Here is a 25581-nt window from a genome sequence, read left to right on the forward strand (position 1 = left end):
TGTCATTACCTCCTTTTACTACTTTTTGGGAGAATATTCGATTAATTTTCCATCAAGACTATTAGAAAGAATTATTTTTTCGTTAACTAAAGTAATATGACTATCACTTTGTTTTTTATTTTCAGGATATTTTTTTAAGGTAGATTCATACTTTCCTTTTAGATTAAAAAATGAAACTGCTTGAAACAAACCACTATCTAAAATAAGCTTATCTTCTGTAACTAAAAATGAATGTGTATAGAGTCCATAAGATAACTCACTTAGAATTTTTAGTTTATTATTTTCAATCGTCATAAAGAAATTTTTACCAGTTTGGTAACCATAATCATGTTCTTTTTCGTTCTCTCCCGTTACATCCCCAAAATTAATCGCATAAACTTTTCCATCTTTATTAAAGACACTTCCAACAAAATAATCAAACTTATACGTTTGTTTCCCTGAATTATCCAATGTATAGATACCAGGATATTCAATCGTATTTCCTGCTAAATGAATAGTTTTAGAACTATCTACTGCGATATGATAAAACATAGCCTCTGGACTAGAATCTCTTATTTTAAACGCCATCTCCTTTACAAATTTCAATTCTGAATCTAATACTTGAACACGCTTATTGCCAGAATCTAAAATGTAAAAATTTCCATCTTCATCAGACGTAATACCTGTTGGATGTTGAAATTCTAAAGGAGCGTTTCCAGTTTTCCCAATTTTTTCTTTTAATTCATAATTTTCATCTAAAATAACCAATTGATTATTTTTACTATCAAGCACATAAAGACTACCGTCTTTAAATAAAAGCCCTTCTCCACGTTTAACCTTATCGCCAAGATCGACAACATTTAATTCATAGTCCTTATTGTCTATCGTTTTTTCAATATACTTCTCAGTCTCAGGATCTCGTGGTTTTATTAGAGACAATGTCGTTTCTTTTTTCTCAACCTTTTTTTGAGGTTTATCAACTAAAAAAGACACAACGACTGCAAAAAAAGTTAATAAAATTAATACTGCTAAGATGTTTTTCTTTTTCATTACAATCATCCTTTCTAACTAAAAGAGACAATTCAACAAAGAGAATATTACAGAAAATTAACTAGTAAGTATGGATAAAGATGTTATTGAAGAGGTTTAATATTTAAAGTGGATAAAGAAGTCTTTATTATTAATTATATCTTGAAACAGCACATTTTGTAAACGTTTTCTATTTTTGTGAGCAAAAAAAATAGAACAAGAGTCTTGCCACTCTTGTTCCATCTCTTTTATCTAATTCTTATAAACCAACTCTTTCAAAAATAACATCTACATTTTTTAAATGATAGTTATAATCGAATACGTCATCGATTTCTTCTTGATTTAAAACAGAGGTAATCTTTTCATCTGCTTCTAATAAAGGTTTGAATTGTACTTGATTGTCCCAAGCATAAGCTGTTTTAGGTTGAACTAAATCATACGCTTCTTCTCGTGACATTCCTTTATCAATCAATTTTAATAAAACACGTTGGCTATAGATCAAACCAAATGTTGCATCCATATTTCTCTTCATATTCTCAGGGAAAACAGTTAGATTTTTTACAATATTTCCAAAACGATTTAGCATATAGTTTAAAAGAATTGTTGTATCTGGAATAATAATTCTTTCTGCTGATGAATGTGATATATCTCTTTCGTGCCATAAAGCGACATTTTCATAAGCTGTTACCATATGACCACGAATGACACGAGCTAACCCTGTCATATTTTCTGACCCAATCGGATTTCTCTTATGAGGCATTGCAGAAGATCCTTTTTGACCTTTTGCAAAAAATTCTTCTACTTCTCTTGTTTCTGATTTTTGAAGACCTCGAATTTCTGTTGCGAATTTTTCGATACTTGTTGCTATTAAAGCCATAGAAGACAAATACTCTGCATGCAAGTCTCTTGGTAAAACTTGAGTCGAAATGTCTTGTGCTCTAATGCCTAAATGCTCACAAACATATTCTTCAACAAAAGGAGGAGTATTGGCAAATGTACCTACTGCTCCACTTACTTTTCCAGCTTCTACCATTTTAGCCGCATGTTCAAATCGTTCAATATGGCGAGTCATTTCTGAGTACCACAAAGCTAATTTTAAACCAAATGTTGTTGGTTCAGCATGAACACCATGAGTTCTTCCCATCATAACCGTATATTTATGTTCTCTAGCTTTTTCTGCTATAATCTCAGTAAAATTTTTCAAATCTTTTCTTAGGATATCATTAGCTTGTTTCAATAAATAGCCATAAGCAGTATCCACCACATCAGTACTTGTTAAACCATAATGAACCCACTTACGCTCTTCTCCTAAACTTTCTGAAACAGCTCTCGTAAAGGCTACAACATCATGTCTTGTTTCAGCTTCAATTTCTAGAATACGTTCAATATCAAAACTGGCATTCTCACGAATTTTGGCAACATCTTCTTTAGGAATTTCTCCCATTTCAGCCCAAGCTTCATCTGCTAGGATTTCAACTTCTAACCAAGCTTGGTAACGATTTTCATCTGTCCAAACATGACCCATTTCTTCTCGTGTATAACGTTCTAACATTGTATTATCCTCTCTATTTCCAAATTTTAGTTTGCTTGATTTCTTCAATTGTACTTTTAAGACTATTTGATAATATCGTAATATGACCCATTTTTCTATCTTTTTTTATTTCTTTTTTTCCGTAGAAATGAAAATACCAATCTGGTTTTTCAAAGATTAATGTCTCAGCAATCTTCATCTCATTACCTAGTAAATTAAGCATAGCTGCTGGTTTATGCAAATAAATTTCTGGGATTGGCCAAGATAAAATCCCTCTAATATGTGTGTCGAACTGGCTTAAATTACAAGCTTCAATTGAATAGTGCCCAGAATTATGGGGTCTAGGTGCTATTTCATTAATGATTAACTCATCACTTGGTGTAACAAACATTTCAACTGTCATTGTTCCACAAAAAGCAAGCTCTCTTGCTATCATTAATGTTAATTTTTCAGCTTCTTTTTGACATGACTCTGAAATGACAGCTGGAATAGTTGAAAGCTGTAAGATGTTATTATAATGCTTATTTTCAGCAATAGGAAATACCTGATAGTCATTTTCTTGACTCCCTGAAACAATAACTGATATTTCCTTCTTAAAGTTTACCCATGATTCTAGAACACATTCGCCGCTTTCTAACAATTCAGATATATGTTCCAAATCATCTTGTGATTTAAGAACAACTTGTCCTTTACCATCATAGCCACCTGTACATGTTTTTAAAACGGCAGGATAATTAATTTCTTCAATAGCTTTGCTTACTTCTGACAAATGATTAACTATTTTAAAAGGAGAAACTGGTAACCCTAATTGACTTAAAAATAATTTTTCATTTTTCCTATTTTGACTCATTTTTAAAAGCTCTAATCCTTGAGGTAGCGGTACTATTTCTTGAATTTTTTCTAGAGAAGCCGCATTGACATTTTCAAATTCATAAGTAATCACATCTGATTGTTGAGCTAATTTTTCCAGAGCTTTATCATCATCATATGATGCCTTTATTGACCAATCACTTACTTGGGAGGCTGGACAATCTTCAGTAGGATCTAATACACCAACTTTGAAGCCAAGCTCTTTAGCACTCATTGCCATCATCTGTCCCAATTGACCACCACCAATGATACCAATCGTTGAACCTGGTAATAATAACTTAGTCAAAATTGGCCTCACTTTCTAGCACTTGATTAGCCATGTTATTTCGATAAACATTTAGTTTCTTTATTAATGAATTATCCGTAACAGAAAGAATTTGAGTTGCTAAAAGAGCTGCATTTTTAGCACCAGGAATTCCAATAGCAGTCGTAGCTACAGGTATGCCACCTGGCATCTGTACAATCGATAATAAGGAATCCATTCCGTTGAGAGCTTTTGAGTCAATTGGAACACCGATAACTGGTAAAGTCGTTTTAGAGGCTACCATTCCAGGTAAGTGAGCTGCTCCTCCAGCACCTGCAATAATAAGTTTAAATCCTTTTTCTCTTGCTTTTTCCGAAAAGTCGAACATTAAGTCTGGTGTTCGATGTGCTGAAATAATTTTTTTCTCATAAGATATCTGAAATTCATCCAAAATACGACAGGTTTCTTTCATTGTTGTCCAATCTGAAATACTTCCCATAATTACTGCCACTTCATTCATAATTAAAGAACCCCTTTCTTGTCTTCATTCTAACAAGTCAAGAATATAACTTCAATTAATAAACGAATTTTAATATTATTTTTTTGTTTATAGTTCGGTTTTAACCGTTTTAGCGAATCTAGCATAACTTTTATTATACAATTTATGATTTTCTTCGTTAAAGAAAACTCTTTTGTGTTCTGACAGTATATAGCTGGTTGGCTTTTCAATTAAACAAATAGAACCAAAGTTGGGTTCTGAATAATGAGATTGAATACAGTTTTTACCAAAAATATCGGCAGCTAAAGTGGTTAAAATCGGTTCTTCAAACAATCCACCACTAACTGAAACATCTCTTGGTTCAAGTGACACTAAGTCTCCAATTAGCCTTAAATTAAAGAAGACTCCTTCGATGATACTTCTAAGTAGATCTTCTTTCTTATTAGCTAACGTTAAACCTGAAAAACTCCCTTCAATATCCCCGTCCCATAAAGGAGCTCGTTCTCCTGTAATGTAAGGTAAAAACTGAATACCATTACTTCCAATTGGAGCTTCCTTAATAATATGGTCTAATTCTTTATAAATTGTTTTATCTGAGTAGAACATTTTATTAGCCCATTCCAACACTTGTCCGCCGTTATTGCTAGCTCCACCTACAACCCAATAATCTTTCGTTAAGTAGTAACAAAACGTTTGGCCTTCGTCATCTAATTCAATTTCTTTCGTTAATTTTCTGACAGCGCCACTAGTTCCCACTGTCAACGTATTGACTGTTCCATTAGCTAAATAACAAGCATAACTAGCTAAACAGCCATCACTTGCACCTACATAAACTTTAACTTCTTCAGAAAGAAAAACAGCTTCTGCTTGTTTTTTAGTAATTGGATAATAAACATCTGTATCAACAAGTTTTGCTAGTTGATTTTGAGTAATTCCAGCAAAATCTAAAATCTCTTCATCCCATTTTTTTGTGTGAATATTAAAAAGTCCTGTTGCAGAAGCTGTCGAATAATCAACTACTTTTTTACCCGTAAAGGCCTCAACTAAATACTCTTTTAATCCAATCCACTCTTTGACATCTGAAAACCATCCCTTGTTCTTAAAATGAGCTATTTTCATCAATGGAGACATCTCATGAATCGGTGTCCCTGTTTTTTTATAAAACTCTAACGCCTTCTCCTCTTGTTTGAATGTTTTGACAAAATCTTTTGCTTGTCTATCTGACCAAATAAGTAACTCTTCTTCTCGAGGTTCTTCAAAAATTGGCATAATACTATGCATAGCTGTGCTAAAAATAACTTCTTCTATCTCATATCCTTTTTGAGTTAAGTTTTTAATACCTCTTTTTATTTGCTGTAAAATACGCTCAGGACTTTGATAAACTTTTCCTAAATCACCATAATACGTATCCACACGCATTTCTAAAGATTCTTTTATTTTATAATTTTCGAATATATTAAATTTGATATTAGTTGTTCCTACATCTATTGCTAAACGATACATCATACTCATCCTTTATCTCTCACGTAATATGTTTCTATTTTAACACTTATTCTAACATTCTCTAAATAAAAAATAGGACTTTAAGATAAGTTATAACTTCTTATCTCAAAGTCCTTTATACAATTTTTATTGACTAATGATAATAACCCCAATAGCAATTAAGCCAATTGAAATTAATTTTAAAGGTGTAATTTTTTCTTTAAACGTAAAATAAGAAATAAAGACAGTCCAAACATAAGTTAGAGAAGTCATCGGAAAGGCAATTGAATAAGCTAGATATTTAAACAAGACAATATTAGTCGCCGCACTCACTATATAGAGAAAACTTCCTAAGAGTAACCATTTATTTGTAATAGCTTTAACAAATGTTAAATCAACTAACTCGTTCATTCCCTGCTTCAGGGCTAGAGCTCCTGCACTTCCAGAAAAAGTAGTGATAGCCAGAATAGAAATAATAATACCTAAATCACTCATCACCACGGCCTCCTTCATATCCTAAAAGAGCAGAACCTGCAATAATAAAAAAGGTTCCAATAATTTTAGTCGTTGTAATAGGTTCATCCAAAAATAAAAAACCAAAGACAATTGATAAAGCAAAACCAATACTCATCATTGGTTGTAAAATCGACACTTCTCCAAACCTAAAAGCAATCATTAAGAAAACCATACCTAAACCAGCTAAGACAAAACCCAAAATAAATAAGCCATACTTTAAATTTGTCGTCGTTGCATCTGCCCCAAATTTCCAAGCTAATTGCCCTAAACTGCTCATTGTTGCTGCGACTAAAATAATAATCATCGCAAGCTTCATATTCTTTTTCGTTTCCATTTTAAACCCCTTTTTCTAAATTGTTTTCAATAAATTGGAAAACTGTTTCAAAATATCTCTTTTCATCATAAATCCACGATGATAAGTGAGGTGCCTCTTCAATTAGCAAACTTTCTTTAATTCCTTGAGTCGCTTCCATATTTTTATAAATGGCTTCATGAGGAACAAATTTATCTTTTGTCCCATGAATAAATAATGCCGGTAAATGATTTTTTTGAAGTTGTTTCACACTAGAAGCTTGTTTCAAACTAAATCCCATTTTTGATTGGCAAAATAAATTAGCAAAAAATAAAATTGGAAAACCTGGTAAATGGAGAGCTGAACGTAACATATCATTAAATTCATCATAGACAGATGAATAACCACAATCAGCAATTAACATTTTTACTTGTTTAGGTAACTTATCTCCACTTGCCATCATAATAGTCGCTGCTCCCATTGAACCTCCAAATAATATGATTTCAGCTTGATCGTTATGAGATAGTATTTTTTGAATCCATGCTTTTACATCTTCTTTTTCTAACCATCCCATCCCAATTTTTTCTCCTGTACTTTTTCCATGAGCACGTAAATCTGGAACTAAGACATTATACCCTGCCTCAGCAAATTGTTGGGCTGGAAATGACATATCTCGTTTTCCTGATGAGCGGTAGCCATGTACAGCAAGAACCCACTTATTTGTTTCTGGAAACACTTTGAATTCTCTAGCACAAAGCATTTCACCTGAAAACTCCATATGAACCTCACTCGTTGCTTCTCTTTCCCAAAAGTGATGAGCGCCTTCATTTTGTCGATCTTCAATCTCTGTATAAACTGTTTTTTCCCGATTAAAATTATCTGGATTTAACATTTTATGGCCTTTGTTGACATACCATGGAGAATTTTTGAAGAGCGCTGCATTGATAAAAAAATGACCCGCATAAGCGCAAGCACCTATTAATAAAAATAAAATAATAACAATAATCCATCCTAACATTTCATCATTCCTTATCAGACTTATTTTTTAAGTTAGTATATTTATTTTAACATTAAATAAGGGAAATAGCTTTAATAATTGGAAAAAGAGACTAGTCGAATTCTAAAAAAAATTCTCTAGTCTCTCATATTAAAAATCAAATTTCTCTTTTAACAAATTGATTTCATAAGTATCTTGATATCGATTCAAATGATCAATTGCATTTTTAGCATATTCTTCAGGTGAACGTTTTAGCCAATCAGACCAATCTTCTAACCTCTCACCATTAGCCACTAATCCTTTTGAAACGACTGCTTTAGCAAACTCAACAATGCCAATATCTCTATTATTCCCCATTCTTTCAGCAAACTCTTTTCCTTTTTCAAGGTAATATTTTATTTCTTTCTCATTTTTTTCTTCTAAATAGATCATTGCTAAATAAGCATCTAAACGAGGGCGTTTCCAAAAGGTTTTTAATTCTTGATAAATCTCTCTGGACTTTAATAGATACTCTTTCGACTCGCTTAATTTTCCTTGAGCAAAAAGTGCAGCTCCTGCATTAGTGTAAAAAACAGACAAACTTGATAGCGAGTTTTTGTCCGAGCAAAGTTCAATTGCTTTTAAAAACATGTCATAACTTTCAGAAAAATGGTTCTCATTAAATCTAATTTCTCCCAAGTAATTATAGGCTGCTGCAATGTTAACAGCATACTTATCAGCTATTTCTTTCGTTAACATGAAAGTATTAATTGACTCTTTCAATAGTTTTTCTGCCACTATGTTATTACCACTCATAATGTAATATAAGCCTTTTAATCGAAGTAACACACCAATTGACTGATGGTTATTCTCTTTAATAGATAAATCTAGAGCTAACTCAATATATTCAATCATTTTTTCAGGAGCATCTATTTGAATATAATAATAAATCATTTGTTTATAACCATCTAAAAGATAAGTTGAGTCTTTCAAGTCTTTTGATTGAGCTATAACTTTTTTTATATCAGAAACTCCTTCAGAATACTCACCATACCGAATCAAGTAACGCCCCTCTAAATAAAGATACTGATGTTCTAAAATTGCTAAAGTTTCATGATTTTCAGATTTAGCATCCAAAGTTTTTAAACTATTTTTTATTTTATCAAATTGTTTAAAAACTTGTTCCTGATTAAAACGTAAATTATCTGTTCCACTATCATCACCCTGAATATCAACAGGAAACAATTCGTGATAAAAGCTCAAATATTTTTCTAAATATTTGAGTTTATATTCTAATTCTTTTAATGGATTATTTCCTTTTCTATAATGATAGGAAATATTGTCATATAGCAAACTATCTATTGAATCACTTGCTAATTTACTCTCTAAATATCCAGCAATTTTATTATGAATAATTCTCTTTTTACCAATTGATTGGTTTAAATAAATAAATTCTCGAAGCTTGATATGAGTAAAAGTCATCCCAATTTCACCATTAATATTCAATTCTTTCAAAATATTTTTCTCAATTAATGATTCCATTAAATTAATAATGTCCAAACTATCTTTTTCAAGTAAATACACTAGATCATCTAATAAAGTATAATCATAAAAATAAGAAACAAAATTCACTAAAATTTGTTCCTCTTCTGTTAAATACAAGAAACGATTCTTTAAAGCATCCTTCATCTTAACAGTCATTGTATTCAAATTTGAATTACTTTGAAGCAACGTGATGTATTCAATTAAAAAAAATAGATTTCCTTCTGTATGACGATAAACATTCTGAATTAATTCTGGTGTTATTGCATCGCTAGATATCTTTTTACAAATAAATTCTTGAGTTTCATCAAAAGAAAAAGGGTTTAAACGAACTTCTTTAATTAAACCGCATTTGGTTAAGTTATTTAAAAAGAAATCTAAATTTTCCTTTTTTACGTTTCTCGACGTCATCACAAAAAGAACATTTTCATTCGTATGTAGCATAATACTTGTCAATAAATCTAAACTATTCCGATCCATCCATTGAATATCATCAAATAAAACAACCATTTTTTTAGTAATGGAAATACGATTTATAGCGTCAATTAATACTTCAGATAATACTGATAGATTGAATCTATCATCATTTTCAATGGGCTTTATTTCTGATAAATGGTCTTCAAAACGAGGAAAAATTTTTAAAATAACTTCATCCCAAAGTTTTGGTTCAATTTGATCTGTTTCTTTTATAATTTCTGATAAACCATCTATTATTTTCTTCCATGGTCTAAAAGCATAGTTCTCTTCAACTTGATAGCACTGACTCTCTAGTATTAAAAAGTCATTTTGAATATGATCTAAAGCGACATTTGCTAATGCACTTTTGCCAATTCCAGCCTCACCGCTAATAACAATTGAATAAAAATTTTGGTTATTTTTAAAACAATTAAAATTAACTTCGATTTCTTGTAATTCTTCGGTTCTTCCATGAAATAATGAATTAAAGCGTTGTTTTTCTTTGTTGCTTTGTTCATTTAATTTTTCTAAAGAGGTTTCATAAAGAAGTCTAGTATCTTTATTTGGGGTTATTCCTAATTCAATTTTTAATAAATTGGATAGATTATAATAGGTTTCTACTACTTTACCATGACGACGGTTTGTTTGATAAAATCTCATCAATAATTGATAATTGGATTCATCAAACTCATCAATATAAATTAAACGCTGAATATTCTTTTCAACTTCATCTAGTTCATTATTATTAATGTCAGATTCGATTTTCTTGAAGCATTCTTGTAAGAATTTCTTCTCGTAAAAATTACGCATCTTCACCATCCAAAACTCATAAGATTCACAATCTTTCAAATAAAATCCTTTTAAAAATTCATCTGTGTATAAATCTAAATGACTTTGCGGTAATTCTAAAAAATCAACTACATCAATCTCAAGATTAAGCTCTTCATTTAAAACAAGAATAGCCTTATTAGGAGAACTGATTATTTCAATTCCTAACATTTTATTGGCTTGATAAATTGCATTTCTCAAATTTTTCTTAGCATTTTGATCATTCTTTTCAGGCCAAAGTAGCCCAGCAACTTCATCTCGACTTGCTGATTTGGTTACTGCTAGATAGTAAATCAATGCATCTATTTTTGAAAAAGAAAATAAAATAAGTTGGTTATTTAATAGGATTTCAGGATTTCCAAACAATTTACATCTTAAGCTATTAGACAAAAAAGTTTCCTCCTCACTAGCTATGAAAATGGTAACTAAGTTATTTATATAATGTTTTCACAAATTTTTCTATACCTAATATTATACCCTGTTTTTCAACTAAAATAAACAAACTACTAAACGACAAAAAACATTAATCTATTTTTTATAAAAAAACTGTAAGAAGAAAGAGACTTCTCTAACTTCTTACAGTTTCGTGAAATGTTACTATGATTAATTTGATTTGGATAGGAAGTTCGCAAAATCAATTATTTAAATAACTCACTAATTGCTGAATTTACTTTATCGTCATCCGCAATGTAAGGAATAGTAATATGGTCTAAACCTTTTCGCATTTCATTATATTCCATAGAAGTTTCAATAGCATGAGGGTTACGAGCCCAACTACGACGTGCTACTCCACCCATAGTGTCCCATGCAACAGCTGATTTAATAATTTCATCAGTTGTTTCACTTCCGTCTAAAACTAAACCAAATCCACCATTGATAGATTTACCAATACCAACACCACCACCGTTATGTAGAGCAATTAAACTCATACCACGAGCTGCATTACCTGCATAACATTGTGTTGCCATATCAGCTGTAATATTACTTCCGTCTTTGATATTTGATGTTTCACGGAATGGAGAGTCAGTACCAGACACGTCATGGTGGTCACGACCAATCATAACAGGTCCAATTTTTCCTTCTCTAACCATTTCATTAAATTTAAGGGCAATGTTAACACGTCCCATAGCATCTTGATAAAGAATACGAGCTTCTGTACCAACAACTAATTTATTTTCTTCAGCATCACGAATCCAGTTGTAGTTATCACGATCTTGATAACGACGGTTAGGATCAATAACTTCCATAGCAGCTTTGTCAGTTGCCATTAAGTCTTCATGTTTACGGCTTAAACAAGCCCAACGGAATGGTCCATAACCATAGTCAAATAACATAGGTCCCATGATATCTTCTACGTATGATGGCCAGATAAATCCGTCTTTGTCATCAATACCATTTTTAGAAATTTCTTTAATACCAGTATCATAAATAGCTTTCATAAATGAGTTGCCATAATCGAAGAAATAAGTCCCTTTAGCAGTTAACGATTTAATTACTTCAAAATGACGTTTTAACGTTTTATCAATTTCAACATGGAATTTTTCTTGATCCTCAGCAAGTAAACGAGTTCTTTCTTCAAAAGTCATACCTGCAGGACAATAGCCACCTTCGTAAACATTATGACAAGAAGTTTGGTCTGATAGTAAGTGAACATGAATATTATTTTCGTTGACATATTCTAATAAATCTACGATATTACCATGATAAGCAATAGAAGTAGTTTCTTCTTTATCCATATATTCTTTAGCTAACGTCATTGTTTCTTCTGGTGTTTCAGTTACGTGAGAAATCCAACCTTGTTCTAAACGAGTATCGATACGAGAACGGTCAACTTCAGCGACAATTGCTACAGCTTTAGCAATTTCTCCAGCTTTACCTTGAGCTCCACTCATACCACCTAAACCAGATGTAATGAATAGTTTTCCTCTTAAATCGCCATCATCAGCAATTCCTAATTTCAAACGACCAGCATTTAATAAAGTATTGAATGTTCCGTGAACAATACCTTGTGGTCCAATGTACATCCAACCACCAGCTGTCATTTGTCCGTAGTTAGTAACACCCATTTGTTCTCCGATTTCCCAGTCATGAATATTATCATATTCACCAACAAGTAAACCATTCGTAATGATAACGCGTGGTGCGTCTTTTTTAGAAGAGAATAATCCCATTGGATGTCCAGATTCAACGACAAGTGTTTGTTCATCTGTCATTTCTTCTAAATAGCGCATGATTAATTGATATTGCATCCAGTTTGAACAAACTTGTCCTGTTTCGCCATAAGTTACAAGTTCATAAGGATATAGAGCAATATCAAAGTCTAAGTTGTTATCAATCATTACTTGCATTGCTTTAGCAGCAGTACATTTACCTTTATACTCATCAATTGGTTTTCCATAAACACGAGTTTTTGGGTACCAACGATAACCATAAATTCGTCCACGAGTTTTTAATTCTTCTAAAAATTCTGGAATCACTTGGTCATGGAATTTTTCTGGAACATATCTTAAAGCATTTTTTAATGCTAATTTTGTTTGAGCTTCTGATAACCGGAATCCTCTATCTGGAGCACGTCTAATTCCTTCTTGGAAAACTGGCATATCTGGTAAAACATCAGGTAATTTAATTGTCATTGCATCACTAATATTTTGATTACTAATCATTTTATTTCCTCCTTAAAATATTTAAATAAAATTATTTCAAAAAAATAAATCCGATACTTCATAATAAGTAATATTTCTTTTAGGTTATATCCATACTATAAGACTTTTCAGTCAATTAAAAGTCTATCACTTAAATAATTGTTTATTTTTTTTAAAGAAAGTCGGCAAAAAAAGCCCTTTCAAAAATTTGACAAAAATTAGATGGTAAAAGAATACAGTAATTACGATTAATTCTTGTTATACTTATAGTAAATCAAAGGAGGAAAAAAGCAAATGACAGCAGATAAAATTTTAATAAATTTTAGCCAAATTTTTTGTCCAATTGACAAAGATCGCCCACTTAAAGGGAAAGAAATGAGTCAAGCAACAATTATCGAAAATGGGTACATCGCTATTAAAAATGGCAAGATTTTAAAAGTAGATTCTGGAGAACCAGAAAAAAACTTAGTTGGAGAGCACACTAAAATTATTGATTATACAGGTAAATTAGCTTCTCCTGGTTTAATTGATTGTCATACTCACTTAGTTTATGGTGGCAGTCGTGAAAATGAATTCTCAAAAAAATTAAATGGTGTTAGCTATTTAGATATTTTAAAAGAAGGTGGCGGTATTTTAAGTACAGTTCGTTCAACACGCTCCGCTTCTTTTGAAACACTTTATGACAAATCAAAAAGATTATTAGATCAAATGATTATTCACGGCGTAACAACTGTTGAAGCTAAAAGTGGATATGGTTTAAACTGGCAAACCGAAAAGCGTCAATTAGATGTAGTAAAAGAATTAAATCATAACCATCCAATTGATTTAGTTTCTACCTTTATGGCTGCACATGCTGTTCCACCTGAATTTGAAGGCGACGGAGATGCATTTATCGAAATGATTATTGACGAGATGCTTCCAAAAGTAAAAGAAGAAAACTTAGCAGAATTCTGTGATATTTTCTGTGAGACTGGCGTCTTTACAGCAGACCAATCTCGTCGTTTATTAACAGCTGCTAAAGAAATGGGATTCAAATTAAGAATTCATGCTGATGAAATTGATTCCATTGGCGGAGTAGACGTAGCTGCTGAAGTTGGAGCTATTAGTGCTGAGCATTTAATGGCTGCTACAGATGATGGCATTAAAAAAATGAGTGAAAGTAACGTTATTGGTAACTTATTACCAGGAACAACATTTAGTTTGATGGCAAATACTTATGCACCTGCTAAAAAAATGTTAGATGCTGGAATGGCTATTACATTATCAACTGACAGTAACCCAGGTAGTTGTCCGACATCAAATATTCAATTTATCATGCAATTAGGTTGCTTTAAAATGCAATTAACACCTATTCAAGTCTTCAATGCCGTAACTATCAATGCTGCTTACTCAGTGGGCTTAGGAAACTCAATTGGAAGCTTTAAAGAAGGTAAAATAGCAGATATCGCTATTTGGGATGCTCCAAATGTAGATTATCCTCTATACTTCTTTGCAACAAACTTAGTTCAAGATGTTTACAAACACGGTGAACTTGTTTCTAAAAATCATCAAATTCTATAAAAAAAAGCAGGTATAAAGAATTTTAACGATTCTTAAACCTGCTTTTTTTATTTTGGGACCGCTACATCTAAAAAATCTTTTTTCCAATTTAATGTTAATGGCAAGTCAGGCCCAGGATCTCCATCAATTCTTGTTTGAATAGAAACTGTCTTATCTACATTTTCTAATTTTAGTGTTTCAGCCGCTAAGTAGGTAATTGCTTTTTTCCCTTTCAAATTTCCAGTAAAGGCATATGTTAGATAGGCTTTAATTTTTGAAAAACTAATATTATTTAAAATACTCACATGAAATGCATTTTTATCATGGCTTGTGTAAGGTATTCCTCCTACAAAAGATGTCGTTGTCGCAAGGGCTACCCAAGTTTTTAATAAATACTCTTTGTCCTCTGTTTTATATTTAACCAAATAGGATGTTTTAGAACCTAGGTGTTTCAAAGCCTTATACGGATAGACGATTAAACCATACTTTCTTTTTTCACTTTGTCTCACATCATTTGATAGATCCGCCAAACGTCCAAAAGTAAATGAACTAATAATTGCTTCATTATTACATTCACCAATACTAATTTTTTTAGTATTTCTCTCTAGAATAACTTTCATTGCCTCTTCTTTAGCAAGAGGAATTTTCCATCGTTTAGCAAAATTATTAATCGTTCCACCGGGGATAATTCCTAGAGGAACTGTTTTTGAGGATTGTATAAAAGCTGTTCCAACAATATTTAATGTACCATCTCCTCCAATAGCAATAAGTCCATCAATTGTTTTCATGGATTCTTTTATCATTGTAACAGCTTCTTTTGCATTTTTAGCTGTTAAAAATATTGAGTCTATTTGATTGTCTTTTAACATATTTTTGACATATTTCGCCGTTTCTTCCGATTTTCCATCACCAGCATTGGCATTGTAAAAAATACCATAAAGCTCCATTTCTATCACCTACTCTATATTTTCCTACATGATACGCCAACTTTTCTGATACTTCAAGGAAGACGAAAAAAGACAGACGTACTAAACGTCTGCCTGACTCTCTTTTACCAATAATTGATAACTTTCTAAACCTAAATCATCTTTAGTTTCAACTACTTTGAAACCTTTTTTCTTATAAAAACTCAATGCATTTTTATTTTGTAATAAACATTTTAAAGATATGTCCTCATTAGGAAAATCAAGCTCTATTTTTCCTAATAGCGCACTACCAACACCACTTTTTTGCAGAGCTGTATCTATAAAAAGAAAATGAATAAACGTGTCAGGTTCATAGAGTGTTAAAAATCCAACTAACTGTTCCTCTTCATAGGCAAGATAAGCCAGTTCAACATCAATCATTTTAACAAATGAATCTAAATCGATTCTAGACTCTTTTTGCCAAACAAAAGCTTTCTCTAAAGTATTATTATACAACTGACACAGCTCTATTAACTGTTCACTTGATAATTTATTAAATGCATATTTTTTTATTTCTATGTACTTCATCTCCCAAAATGATTATAAACCAAAGTCATCAAACTTCCCTAGCGTATGAACATTCTCTGAAATACTCACAAAGCTATTTGGGTCGCCTTCTTCTATTGCTTCTTCTAATTGATGCAATTCATAACGAGTGATAACAGTAAGTAATACTGTTTTCTTACGATGGTCGTAAGCTCCTTCTGCTTCATCATTTAAAACTGTAATACCTCTTAAAAGACGTTTTTTTAAAGAAGCAATAATTTTATCAGGGTTTCTCGTGATAATTAAAACTTGCATTTTTTGTTGTTTCGTATAGACAAAGTCTGTTACTTTTCCGCTAACAATAATTGATATAACGCTATAAAAAGCATATGGAAATCCAAATAAGAATCCAGCAGCTAAAACAATAATACCGTTAATAATCATTGATATGGAACCTATACTCTTACCAGTTTTTTTTCTTATAGCAATAATTCCTATATCTAATCCACCAGTTGCTATTCCATTTTTTAAAGCTAATCCAAGAGACGCCCCTCCAATAGCCCCTCCAAAAAGAGCACAAATGATAGGATCCTTAGTTAAAACGATAGTCGGAACTAATTCAATCGCAACTGTTGCAAAAGTTACACTAATGACAGTAAACACAACAATTTTTTTATTCATTTTAAACCAGCCATAAATTAAGAACGGCAAGTTAATCAAATAGTAAATGACTGAAATTGACGGTTGAAATCCAGTATATTTTTCAAAAATAGTTGTAAGAATTTGAGAAAAACCTGTAATTCCACCTGTATAAATATTTGCGGGTCGCCAGAAGAAATTAAGTGCTACAGCGTATAGTAAAGCATATAAAAAAACTACCGTTAATTTATGCGTATACTCCGAAATAATCCAATTTTCTTCTTCTGTTTTAGGCTTCACCTGTTAAAACTCCTTTTTTATTTATTAATTATTTTTTCAACTATTCCTTTAAAATCAGTATAAATAACTTCTAAAGTAACAGTTTCTTCTGTTTTGTTTACCATATCTTTTAAACGAACTACTTGATTTTCTAATTCATCTTCACCAATTGTTAATACGACTTTTGCGTTTAATTTATCTGCTGATTTAAATTGAGCTTTTGCTTTTCTATTGAGATAATCTCTCTCTGCTACAAATCCAGAATTTCTAGCTGCTTGAACTAACTTCAAACTTTCTTTATTTGTTTTTTCTCCTAATCCAACTACATAAACATCAACCACGGGTTTAGTCGGAATTTCAATACCTTCAGCATCCATCGTAATAATAGCTCTTTCTAATCCTAACGCATAACCAAATGCTGAATCATGAGTTTCTGGTCCACCTAGTTCTTTTACTAATCCATCATATCGCCCACCAGCACAAATAGTTGTAATTGCTCCATTAAATCCTGGGGCATTACTCATGATTTCAAAAACAGTATGGTTATAATAATCTAAACCACGAACCATTCGGTGATCAACAATATATTCCACACCTACTGCATCTAATAATTCTTTTACGTCATTGAAGAATTTATCCGAATACTCATCTAAGTAATCTAAAATAGATGGCGCATTTTCTACGATTACTTTATCTTTTTCATCTTTACTATCAAGCACACGCAATGGATTGTCATGTAAACGACGTTGAGAATCTTTACTCAATTCATCATATTTTGGCTCTAAATAATCAATTAACGCTTGGCGATATTTCATACGGCACTCTTTTGTTCCTAATGAATTAATTACCAATTGTGTGTGTTCAATACCTAATTCTTTATAGAAATCAAGAGCTGAAAGGATTCCTTCCACATCTATTGTTGGGTTGTTACTCCCAATCATCTCAATACCAATTTGGTGGAACTGACGTAGACGACCTGCTTGCGGTCTTTCATATCTAAACATCGGTCCGATATAGAACGCCTTGAAAGGATTTTGATGCTCTGGACCAAATAATTTATTTTCTACATATGATCTAACGAGTGGTGCTGTATTTTCAGGACGTAGCGTGATATGACGACCACCTTTATCTTCAAAATCATACATTTCTTTTGTAACGATGTCAGTTGTATCGCCTACAGCTCGTGTAATCACTTCAATGTGTTCAAACATTGGTGTTCTCATTTCATGAATATCATATTTTTTAAATACTGAACGCGCTACTGCTTCTACATATTGCCATTTTTCTACCTCACCCGGTAAAATATCTACTGTTCCTTTTGGTTTTTGATATCCCATATACAACACTTCCTCTAATAAGTTTACATTTATAGTACAAAAAAAAGGGAGTGCATACAAGGGCTACTCCCGTTTTTTCCGAATAAAGCTCTGAATACTAATTATTCAGAGCTCAACTTTGTAATTATTTAAAATCAAATTCGATTTCTAAATCAACTACTTCTTCAACTGCACGTAATAATTCACCCGAAATTAAAACATCTGTTGCTTTTTCTAATTCATCATAGATTTCAACGTCTTTATCATTTTCAATCACATTAACATATTTTCTAAACGTATCATAAGCTACTTGAGTTCCCTTACCTAAGTCACCACGATCAGAAACAAATTCAATGGCTTGACAAGCTGCCATAATTTCAGTAGCTACAATTCTACGTGAATTAATTAAAATATCACGAGCAGTACGTGCTGCTGTTGTTCCCATGCTGACAAAGTCTTCTTGGTTTTCACAAGATGTAATTGAATCCACACTTGCTGGATGAGCTAAAATTTTATTTTCTGAAGCTAATGACGCACAAGCATATTGAGTAATCATGAAACCTGAGTTAACGCCTGGATGTTTAACTAGGAATGATGGTAAGCCACTTAAGTTAGTATTAACTAAGCGTTCTACACGTCTTTCAGAAACATTTCCAATTTCTGCTGCACCAATTCCTAAGTAATCAAACGGTTGAGCCATTGGTTCACCGTGGAAGTTTCCTCCAGAAATAACATCTCCATTACGAGTGATAATTGGATTGTCTGTTACTGAATTGATTTCAATTTCTACTTTTGATTTAACAAAAGCTATTGTATCTTTACTTGCACCATGAATTTGAGGCATACAACGTAATGAATAAGCATCTTGAACGCGTTCAGCTGTTGCTGGTGTTGTCAATGTGCTACCTTCAAGTAAATGACGTACGTTTTTAGCAGTTGCCAATTGTCCACTATGAGGACGAATAATATGTAATTCTTCATCAAATGCATTAATGATTCCGTTATGGACTTCTAAAGATAATGCTCCTGCAATATCAGCTAATTTTAATAATTCAATTGAATCATGAGTTGCTAAAGCTCCGATTGCTGTTAATACAGTTGTTCCGTTGATTAAAGCTAAACCTTCTTTAGCTTCTAAGTGGATAACTGGAACGCCTGCTTTTTCCATTGCTTCTTTACCTGACATTAATTCGCCGTTGTAATAAGCACGTCCTAAACCTAACATTGGTAAAACCATATGAGATAATGGGGCTAAATCTCCTGAAGCTCCTAATGATCCTTTTTCAGGAATATGAGGAACAACACCATTATTTAACATACCCATTAATGTTTCGATTGTACTTAAACGGATTCCTGAATGACCTTTAAGTAAAGAGTTCACACGGATTAACATAGTTGCACGAACTTCATCTTCTTTTAATGGATCACCAAAGCCGCTTGAGTGTGTACGGATTAAATTTTCTTGTAATTGACGAGTTTCATCTTGAGGAATACTTACTTTAACTAAAGAACCAAATCCTGTATTAACGCCATAAACAGTGCGTTTACTTTCAACAATATCATCTATGATTTTACGTGATGCATTAACAGCTTCAATAGCGCCTTGAGATAACTCAATCTTAGCTCCACCACGAGATACTTCAATTACTTGTTCTAATGTTAAATCTTTACCATTCAAAATAATATTTTTGCTCATTCTCTATTTCCTCCTATGGGTTCTAGTAAAACTAGAGCCATCTGATTTCATTTTAACCTAATAACCTATTACTTATGTTTCTATTATATCTTTAAATTAACTAAAAAGGGTCAAATTTTTCTAGCTTACCTGTTTTTTTCCACCATTTAATGCGAAATAGAAACCAGCCGCTATTAGAATCCCGATTCCACCGGCAATTAAACTTTTCGTATCGGCACCCATGTACAACATCCAAACACTAACAATAATCGCTAATGAAGGAATAACTGGTCCAAATGGTAATTTGAAAGCTGTTTTTGCATTTGGGTTTTTCTTACGCATGAAGATAACCGCTAAAGCAGTTGGGATATATTGTATAAATCTAAATACAACACTTAATTCTGCTAACTGCTCAAAACTACCTGTTAATAATAACAAACTAGTTAACACACATGAAATGATAATCGCAATATATGGTGCTTCTTTTGAATTTTTCTTTGAAACAACTTTAGGCAGTAAGCCTTCATCTGCAATAGAAGCTCCGTAACGAGGAATCATCATCGAGTCACCCACATTAAGCCCTAAGATGGAAATCAAAGCTCCAACCGAGATAATCCATTTACCCCACGGTCCAACCATTTGACCAAATGCATCTTGAACAGGTGCACCACTTTCTAAAATACCAACGCCAAGCATAGCAATTGTTCCAGCAATAATCATGAAATAAAGAATAGAAACAACACTAATGGAACCTAAAATAGCACGTGGCATGTTTTTCTTAGCATCTTTAATTTCACCAGCAACTACTGGTAAAGCTTCAAATCCAATAAATGCATAAAAAATTGTCATTGATGTAGAACCCAACGCTTTAGGTAATGTCATGCCTTCTTTTAATTGTAAGAATGGTGTGAAGTTACCTTTATCAAATCCACCCTTGATAAAGAAAATAGCAATGAACACAAAAGCAAATATCGGTATTAATTTAGCAATTGTTACTGTAATGGTGAAAATCTTAGATGATTTCAATCCGGTACTATTAATAACTGATAATAAAATAACAAGAGCAATACTGATAAACGTATTTGTTCCTTTTAAACTTGGAAAAGCCATAATTAACAACTTAGCAAACCCAGCTGCCATAGCTGACCAAGCAATGATCGTTACAAACCACCCTAGTAACCCTACAATAAAACCTACAAAATCTCCAAACGCTGCTTTTGAATATTGGAACGCTCCACCATTTTTATCAAAATAACAAGATACTTCTGCAAAACACACAGCAAGTAACAACACTAAAACAGCATCGAAAATCATGGCAAGTAGTGACGCTGGTCCTAAATCTTTATAAATAGTAGCTGGCAATAAAAATATCCCAGAACCGACTACTGCATTTATACCATATAATGTCGCGCCACTTAAACTAAACTTTGCTTTTTCGCTCTCACTTTCAACTGCATTTACATTTTCAACTTCTGAACTCATGTAAATCCCCTTTCTGATCTGTCAGATCACTTAACTCTGGTTCTTTTTTTCCATACTCTTTGGTAACTTAATAAGAAGAGATTATCAAAAAGACTTCCTATCCAAATCAGTTTTCTGACGAAACGGTTGGTTCACTCACGTTCTACTTCAAGTTTAGTCACTTTTTCCTTGGCAATTTTCGATACTCTCTTACTGCATCATTTGTCAACGAATACTTATTTCTATAAGGACTGGTGCATTATTTTTAGTTGTCGAATGAATTAATGCTTGGGTTTCTTCTTTTATATCTTCAAGAACCAAACTCGTTCCTGCTTCTAAACAGATCGTTTCTGTCTCTTGATAAAAAGTGATTTCAACATTCTTTAAAGCATATAAAACATAAGTTACTTGTTTTTTTAGCTTTATTACTTCATCCGATTGTTTCGTTTTCATCTCCCCACCGAATTTAGGTGAATAAATCAAATTAAAATCCGTACATTTTCCGAAACTCTTAGTCTCATCATCTCCAGAAAAATAATCGGTTTGATATGGAGCTAATTTTACTTTTCGTAAGCCTTCTTTTCCTCTATGGTGAAGCTCTAAAGGATTATCTAGTGACATAATTATTCTTTTATATCCAGGCAGACTTGAAAAAGTACTTTCTGCTAATTCAACTTTAGCCGTTGATACTCTGAAATCAAATTCATTCAATGCATAACGTCCCTCAGGTGGGTAGAGAAACACTTCCGTTGTTTCTCCACCACTCCATTTTGAGACTTTATAAGATGATTGTGAGATAATTTGTTTTTTCATTTATCTCACCCTTTTTTAGAATAAACCAGTAATATTACCATCAGAATCAATATCAATTCTTTCTGATGCTGGTGATTTTGGAAGTCCTGGCATTGTCATAACAGCCCCAGTAAGAGCAACGATAAAGCCAGCTCCTTTAGAGACTTTCAGATTTCTAATAGTAACCGTAAAGTCTTTTGGTGCTCCAACTTTTGTTTGATCATCTGAGAATGAATATTGTGTTTTAGCCATACAAATTGGTAAATTACCATAGCCTAATTCTTCTAATTTTTTCAATTGTTTACGAGCAGCAGGAACGATTTCTACTCCCTTACCACCATAAACTTTTTGAACGATTTTATTTAATTTTTCTTCAATACTATCTTCTTCGTCATAAACAAATTGGAAGTTATTTGGTTTGTCAGCTAATTCGATAACTTTTTCAGCTAACTCAACGCCACCTGCTCCACCATTTGCCCAAACATCTGAAAGTACTACTTCTACTCCACGTTCTTTACATGCTTCTTCAACTGCTTTAAGTTCAGCGTCAGTATCTAATGGGAATTTATTAATTGCCACTACAACTGGCATACCATAAACATCTTGAATGTTAGCAATGTGTTTGTCTAAGTTAGTTAAACCAGCTACTACTGCTTCCACATTTTCTGGTTCTAATTCTTTTTTAGGAACGCCACCATGCATTTTTAAAGCACGGATAGTTGCTACTAAAACAACAGCATCTGGTTTTAAGTTTCCTAAACGACACTTAATATCAATGAATTTTTCAGCACCTAAATCTGCTCCAAATCCAGCTTCTGTAATGGCATAGTCAGCATATTTTAAAGCTAATTTTGTTGCAATGACACTGTTACAACCATGAGCAATATTGGCAAATGGTCCACCATGGATGATTGCTGGTGTATGTTCAAGTGTTTGAACTAAGTTTGGATGAATAGCGTCTTTAAGTAACGCTGCTAAAGCTCCTTCAGCTTTTAAGTCTTTAGCTGTTACAGGATCTCCTGAAAAATTATAACCAATAATCATTTCGCCTAATTTAACTTTTAAATCATCTGGATCATTTGCTAAACAAAGAACAGCCATAATTTCAGAAGCTACAGTAATATCATAGCCATCTTCACGAGGCACACCATTAACTCGTCCTTGTAAACCATTAACAATATGACGTAATTGACGATCATTCATATCCACTACACGTTTCCAAGTAATGTTACGGCTATCAATTTGAAGTGCATTACCGTGATGAATGTGGTTATCAATCAAAGCAGCTAACAAGTTATTAGCAGCTCCAATCGCGTGGAAATCTCCTGTAAAATGTAAGTTAATATCTTCCATCGGAACAACTTGAGCGTGTCCACCACCAGCTGCCCCACCTTTAACACCAAATACTGGTCCTAATGAAGGTTCTCTTAAAGCAATCATTGCTTTTTTATTTAATTTAGTAAACGCATCAGCCAAACCAACAGAAGTTGTTGTTTTACCTTCCCCAGCAGGAGTTGGTGTAATGGCTGTTACTAAAATTAATTTACCATCTTCTTTGTCTTTTAAATTTTCTAATTCATGAGCGCTTATTTTCGCTTTATAGTTACCATAAAGTGTCAATTGATCTTCTGTGATTCCTAAAGGAGCTACTACATCTTTAATTGGTTTCATTTCTACTTGATTTGCGATTTCGATATCTGATAAAATTGCCATTTGTAAAATGTCATCCTCTCTATTTTAGAAAAATTCAAATTAACTAAACTACTTTTAATGTTTCCATATAAATTTCATCAGCTAAAAGACTTCCTTTAGCTAATAATTTTTCACCTTCAGAACGATGTTGAGCAACAAATTCTTCATTTTTAATGCCTGATAAATTAATTAACACATTTAACCAAGCTCCTTGAAGTCCAGCTTTTAAATTAAGAGCTGCAACACCTAAGTCACTCGCTGCGTTTGTATTTGATTTACCAATTGCTTTTTTAGTCACTTCTAAAGCATTGACCATTAATTTCATCATGTTAAAAGGAGACTCTGCAGCACCTTCTAAAGCTGATTGCATCGCTTTTCTACGAGCCGCTTTATCCTCTTCAGTCTCTTTTGGCATACTGAATACTGCTGATACTACATTAAAAGCTTCTGTATCTGCATCAATAGCATGTAATAAATGTTGTTGTAACTCTTTTGTTTCATCAAAAACAAGTTTAATTTCATCCTCATACTCAGCATATTTCTTCTTACCGATAGTTAATTCACAAACCATTTTAGTTAATGAAATACCCATAGCAGCAGATAATGCAGCCGCTGAGCCTCCACCTGGAGCTGGTGCATCAGAACCTAATACTTCAACAAAATCTTTTACTGTTAAATCAACTAATTTCATTTAGATAGTCTCTCCTTATCCTAATAAATGGTTTTCTAAAATTTGTTTGTCATAATCAAAGTCTTCTACTTGTAAGTAGTATTCCGCACAATCAATCATTGCTTTTGCTGGTGTTAAACCAATGATTTCACTTCCAATGATATTAACGCCATAACGTTTTGCTTCCATACGGATTGTCTCAAATGTTCTATATAAAGGTGTTCCTTCAAAGTTAACCATATTCATTGATACTTGAGCGATATTACGATCTTCTAACATAACGCCAATACCTTTAGCGTATTTGAATCCTCCACCTGAAGCACGGATGATTTTAGCAATTTTATTAGCAATTGTAATATCAGAAGTATCTAAGTTAACATTAAACGCTACTAATGGCATTCTAGCTCCTACTGCTGTAATACCAGCTGTTGGATGGATTTTCCTTTCACCAAAATCAGGTGCCCATTCTTCTTCTTGTAATTTTTCAGGCATTCCTTCAAATTGACCTTTACGAACTTTTGCTAAGTTTTTACGATTTGGTGTAGATGCTGAATCTTCATAAAGAAAAATCGGAATATTTAATTCATCATTAATTCTTTTAGCTACTTTTTTTGAAATCTCAATACATTCTTCAACAGAAGAATCTTTTATAGGAATAAATGGAACAACGTCTGTTGCACCCATACGAGGATGTTCACCATGGTGTTTTGTCATATCAATATTTTCACTTGCATATTTTACTAATTGAAAGGCTGCTTCTTGAATTCCTTCCTCATCCCCAACTAAAGTAAATACACTACGGTTATGACTTGCATCAGATGAATGATCTAAAAGAGTTACGCCTCCTACACTTTTAGCAACAGAAACTAATCCATTAATAACAGCTTCATTTTGACCTTCACTAAAATTTGGAACACATTCGATAATTTTTGCCATTGAAACAACATCCTTTCCATTTTGTTTTATTAAAATGAGTCATTAAATTACTCATTAAGATAACTATACCTTATTATTGAAAAAATTGAATATATGAACGGTGGTACAAAAAAATATTTTTTTAACCTCCTTATTTAATTAGAAAGCCCTCTTTTTAACAGCGCTTTCATTAACATCCAAAGAATAACATTGAGGTTTTGGACTGTCAACAGACCAAAACCCTTAAATTACAGGCCTCTTCCTAA

General features: G+C 32.6%; 21 protein-coding genes. 1 reads left to right on the forward strand and 20 read right to left on the reverse strand.

Annotated features, from left to right (window positions below; all coding sequences use genetic code 11):
- Positions 1-18 precede the first annotated feature (18 nt).
- The 10 genes from H9L18_RS10640 to H9L18_RS10685 all read right to left on the reverse strand — a co-directional run bounded on the left by H9L18_RS10640 (position 19) and on the right by H9L18_RS10685 (position 12907).
- Positions 19-1029: a 6-bladed beta-propeller gene (locus tag H9L18_RS10640; RefSeq protein ID WP_185847430.1), complete on the reverse strand. Its 1011-nt coding sequence runs from the start codon at positions 1027-1029 to the stop codon at positions 19-21.
- A gap of 238 nt (positions 1030-1267) precedes the next feature.
- Complete coding sequence (purB, locus tag H9L18_RS10645; RefSeq protein ID WP_126792455.1) at positions 1268-2560, reverse strand: adenylosuccinate lyase; 1293 nt, start codon at positions 2558-2560, stop codon at positions 1268-1270.
- Positions 2561-2573: 13 nt separating this feature from the next.
- A complete protein-coding gene (purK, locus tag H9L18_RS10650; RefSeq protein ID WP_126792452.1) occupies positions 2574-3695 on the reverse strand; it encodes a 5-(carboxyamino)imidazole ribonucleotide synthase in 1122 nt (373 codons plus the stop codon).
- Complete coding sequence (purE, locus tag H9L18_RS10655) at positions 3688-4173, reverse strand: 5-(carboxyamino)imidazole ribonucleotide mutase (RefSeq protein WP_221884887.1); 486 nt, start codon at positions 4171-4173, stop codon at positions 3688-3690. The genes purK and purE overlap by 8 nt, the downstream gene beginning before the upstream one ends.
- Positions 4174-4260: 87 nt before the next feature.
- On the reverse strand, positions 4261-5664 hold the full coding sequence (locus H9L18_RS10660; protein ID WP_126792448.1) for a gluconokinase: 1404 nt from the start codon (positions 5662-5664) through the stop codon (positions 4261-4263).
- 117 nt (positions 5665-5781) lie between these two features.
- Positions 5782-6129 (reverse strand): DMT family transporter, encoded by a 348-nt coding sequence (locus H9L18_RS10665; protein WP_126792446.1) that lies wholly within the window; start codon positions 6127-6129, stop codon positions 5782-5784.
- Positions 6122-6484, reverse strand: coding sequence for an EamA family transporter (locus tag H9L18_RS10670; protein WP_126792444.1), 363 nt, complete (start codon positions 6482-6484; stop codon positions 6122-6124). Before H9L18_RS10670 ends, H9L18_RS10665 begins: the two co-directional genes overlap by 8 nt.
- A 1-nt stretch (position 6485) precedes the next feature.
- On the reverse strand, positions 6486-7460 hold the full coding sequence (locus tag H9L18_RS10675) for an alpha/beta hydrolase (protein WP_126792442.1): 975 nt from the start codon (positions 7458-7460) through the stop codon (positions 6486-6488).
- Between the two features lie 129 nt (positions 7461-7589).
- Positions 7590-10634 (reverse strand): ATP-binding protein, encoded by a 3045-nt coding sequence (locus H9L18_RS10680; RefSeq protein ID WP_126792440.1) that lies wholly within the window; start codon positions 10632-10634, stop codon positions 7590-7592.
- Positions 10635-10882: 248 nt separating this feature from the next.
- The gene (locus H9L18_RS10685) at positions 10883-12907 is read right to left on the reverse strand and encodes a urocanate hydratase (protein ID WP_126792437.1); all 2025 of its coding nucleotides are present in this window, start codon (positions 12905-12907) and stop codon (positions 10883-10885) included.
- Positions 12908-13180: 273 nt separating this feature from the next.
- On the opposite strand from H9L18_RS10685, the gene hutI reads away from it, so the two are divergent.
- Positions 13181-14446, forward strand: a complete 1266-nt coding sequence (hutI, locus tag H9L18_RS10690; protein WP_126792435.1) for an imidazolonepropionase — start codon at positions 13181-13183, stop codon at positions 14444-14446.
- Positions 14447-14493: 47 nt separating this feature from the next.
- Here hutI and H9L18_RS10695 read toward each other — a convergent pair whose 3' ends face one another.
- The 10 genes from H9L18_RS10695 to ftcD all read right to left on the reverse strand — a co-directional run bounded on the left by H9L18_RS10695 (position 14494) and on the right by ftcD (position 25336).
- Positions 14494-15372, reverse strand: a complete 879-nt coding sequence (locus tag H9L18_RS10695; protein ID WP_126792433.1) for a diacylglycerol/lipid kinase family protein — start codon at positions 15370-15372, stop codon at positions 14494-14496.
- An 81-nt stretch (positions 15373-15453) separates the two neighbouring features.
- Positions 15454-15918, reverse strand: a complete 465-nt coding sequence (locus H9L18_RS10700) for a GNAT family N-acetyltransferase (protein WP_126792431.1) — start codon at positions 15916-15918, stop codon at positions 15454-15456.
- Between the two features lie 12 nt (positions 15919-15930).
- Positions 15931-16815 (reverse strand): YitT family protein, encoded by an 885-nt coding sequence (locus H9L18_RS10705; protein ID WP_126792429.1) that lies wholly within the window; start codon positions 16813-16815, stop codon positions 15931-15933.
- A gap of 17 nt (positions 16816-16832) precedes the next feature.
- Positions 16833-18131 carry a histidine--tRNA ligase gene (gene hisS / locus H9L18_RS10710; protein WP_126792427.1) on the reverse strand — a complete coding sequence of 433 codons (1299 nt, stop codon included), beginning with the start codon at positions 18129-18131 and terminating at the stop codon, positions 16833-16835.
- A gap of 124 nt (positions 18132-18255) precedes the next feature.
- Positions 18256-19806 carry a histidine ammonia-lyase gene (hutH, locus tag H9L18_RS10715; RefSeq protein WP_126792425.1) on the reverse strand — a complete coding sequence of 517 codons (1551 nt, stop codon included), beginning with the start codon at positions 19804-19806 and terminating at the stop codon, positions 18256-18258.
- Between the two features lie 120 nt (positions 19807-19926).
- Positions 19927-21267 carry an APC family permease gene (locus tag H9L18_RS10720; RefSeq protein WP_126792423.1) on the reverse strand — a complete coding sequence of 447 codons (1341 nt, stop codon included), beginning with the start codon at positions 21265-21267 and terminating at the stop codon, positions 19927-19929.
- Positions 21268-21471: 204 nt separating this feature from the next.
- Complete coding sequence (locus H9L18_RS10725; protein WP_126792421.1) at positions 21472-22059, reverse strand: HutD/Ves family protein; 588 nt, start codon at positions 22057-22059, stop codon at positions 21472-21474.
- A gap of 15 nt (positions 22060-22074) precedes the next feature.
- Complete coding sequence (locus H9L18_RS10730; protein WP_126792418.1) at positions 22075-23751, reverse strand: formate--tetrahydrofolate ligase; 1677 nt, start codon at positions 23749-23751, stop codon at positions 22075-22077.
- Between the two features lie 43 nt (positions 23752-23794).
- Positions 23795-24421: a cyclodeaminase/cyclohydrolase family protein gene (locus H9L18_RS10735; RefSeq protein ID WP_126792416.1), complete on the reverse strand. Its 627-nt coding sequence runs from the start codon at positions 24419-24421 to the stop codon at positions 23795-23797.
- Between the two features lie 15 nt (positions 24422-24436).
- Entirely contained in the window at positions 24437-25336 is a 900-nt protein-coding gene (gene ftcD, locus H9L18_RS10740; protein WP_126792414.1) for a glutamate formimidoyltransferase, read from the reverse strand.
- Between the last annotated feature and the right edge of the window lie 245 nt (positions 25337-25581).

The organism is Vagococcus carniphilus (assembly GCF_014397115.1).
Classification (GTDB): Bacteria; Bacillota; Bacilli; order Lactobacillales; family Vagococcaceae; genus Vagococcus; species Vagococcus carniphilus.

Bases quoted from the DNA above. Each gene is read 5' to 3' on its own strand.
- H9L18_RS10640 (WP_185847430.1), bottom strand. From the start codon at position 1,029: ATGAAAAAGAAAAACATCTTAGCAGTATTAATTTTATTAACTTTTTTT.
- purB (WP_126792455.1), bottom strand. From the start codon at position 2,560: ATGTTAGAACGTTATACACGAGAAGAAATGGGTCATGTTTGGACAGAT.
- purE (WP_221884887.1), bottom strand. From the start codon at position 4,173: ATGAATGAAGTGGCAGTAATTATGGGAAGTATTTCAGATTGGACAACA.
- H9L18_RS10660 (WP_126792448.1), bottom strand. From the start codon at position 5,664: ATGAGTATGATGTATCGTTTAGCAATAGATGTAGGAACAACTAATATC.
- H9L18_RS10665 (WP_126792446.1), bottom strand. From the start codon at position 6,129: ATGAGTGATTTAGGTATTATTATTTCTATTCTGGCTATCACTACTTTT.
- H9L18_RS10670 (WP_126792444.1), bottom strand. From the start codon at position 6,484: ATGGAAACGAAAAAGAATATGAAGCTTGCGATGATTATTATTTTAGTC.
- H9L18_RS10675 (WP_126792442.1), bottom strand. From the start codon at position 7,460: ATGTTAGGATGGATTATTGTTATTATTTTATTTTTATTAATAGGTGCT.
- H9L18_RS10685 (WP_126792437.1), bottom strand. From the start codon at position 12,907: ATGATTAGTAATCAAAATATTAGTGATGCAATGACAATTAAATTACCT.
- hutI (WP_126792435.1), top strand. From the start codon at position 13,181: ATGACAGCAGATAAAATTTTAATAAATTTTAGCCAAATTTTTTGTCCA.
- H9L18_RS10695 (WP_126792433.1), bottom strand. From the start codon at position 15,372: ATGGAGCTTTATGGTATTTTTTACAATGCCAATGCTGGTGATGGAAAA.
- H9L18_RS10700 (WP_126792431.1), bottom strand. From the start codon at position 15,918: ATGAAGTACATAGAAATAAAAAAATATGCATTTAATAAATTATCAAGT.
- hisS (WP_126792427.1), bottom strand. From the start codon at position 18,131: ATGGGATATCAAAAACCAAAAGGAACAGTAGATATTTTACCGGGTGAG.
- hutH (WP_126792425.1), bottom strand. From the start codon at position 19,806: ATGAGCAAAAATATTATTTTGAATGGTAAAGATTTAACATTAGAACAA.
- H9L18_RS10720 (WP_126792423.1), bottom strand. From the start codon at position 21,267: ATGAGTTCAGAAGTTGAAAATGTAAATGCAGTTGAAAGTGAGAGCGAA.
- H9L18_RS10725 (WP_126792421.1), bottom strand. From the start codon at position 22,059: ATGAAAAAACAAATTATCTCACAATCATCTTATAAAGTCTCAAAATGG.
- H9L18_RS10730 (WP_126792418.1), bottom strand. From the start codon at position 23,751: ATGGCAATTTTATCAGATATCGAAATCGCAAATCAAGTAGAAATGAAA.
- H9L18_RS10735 (WP_126792416.1), bottom strand. From the start codon at position 24,421: ATGAAATTAGTTGATTTAACAGTAAAAGATTTTGTTGAAGTATTAGGT.
- ftcD (WP_126792414.1), bottom strand. From the start codon at position 25,336: ATGGCAAAAATTATCGAATGTGTTCCAAATTTTAGTGAAGGTCAAAAT.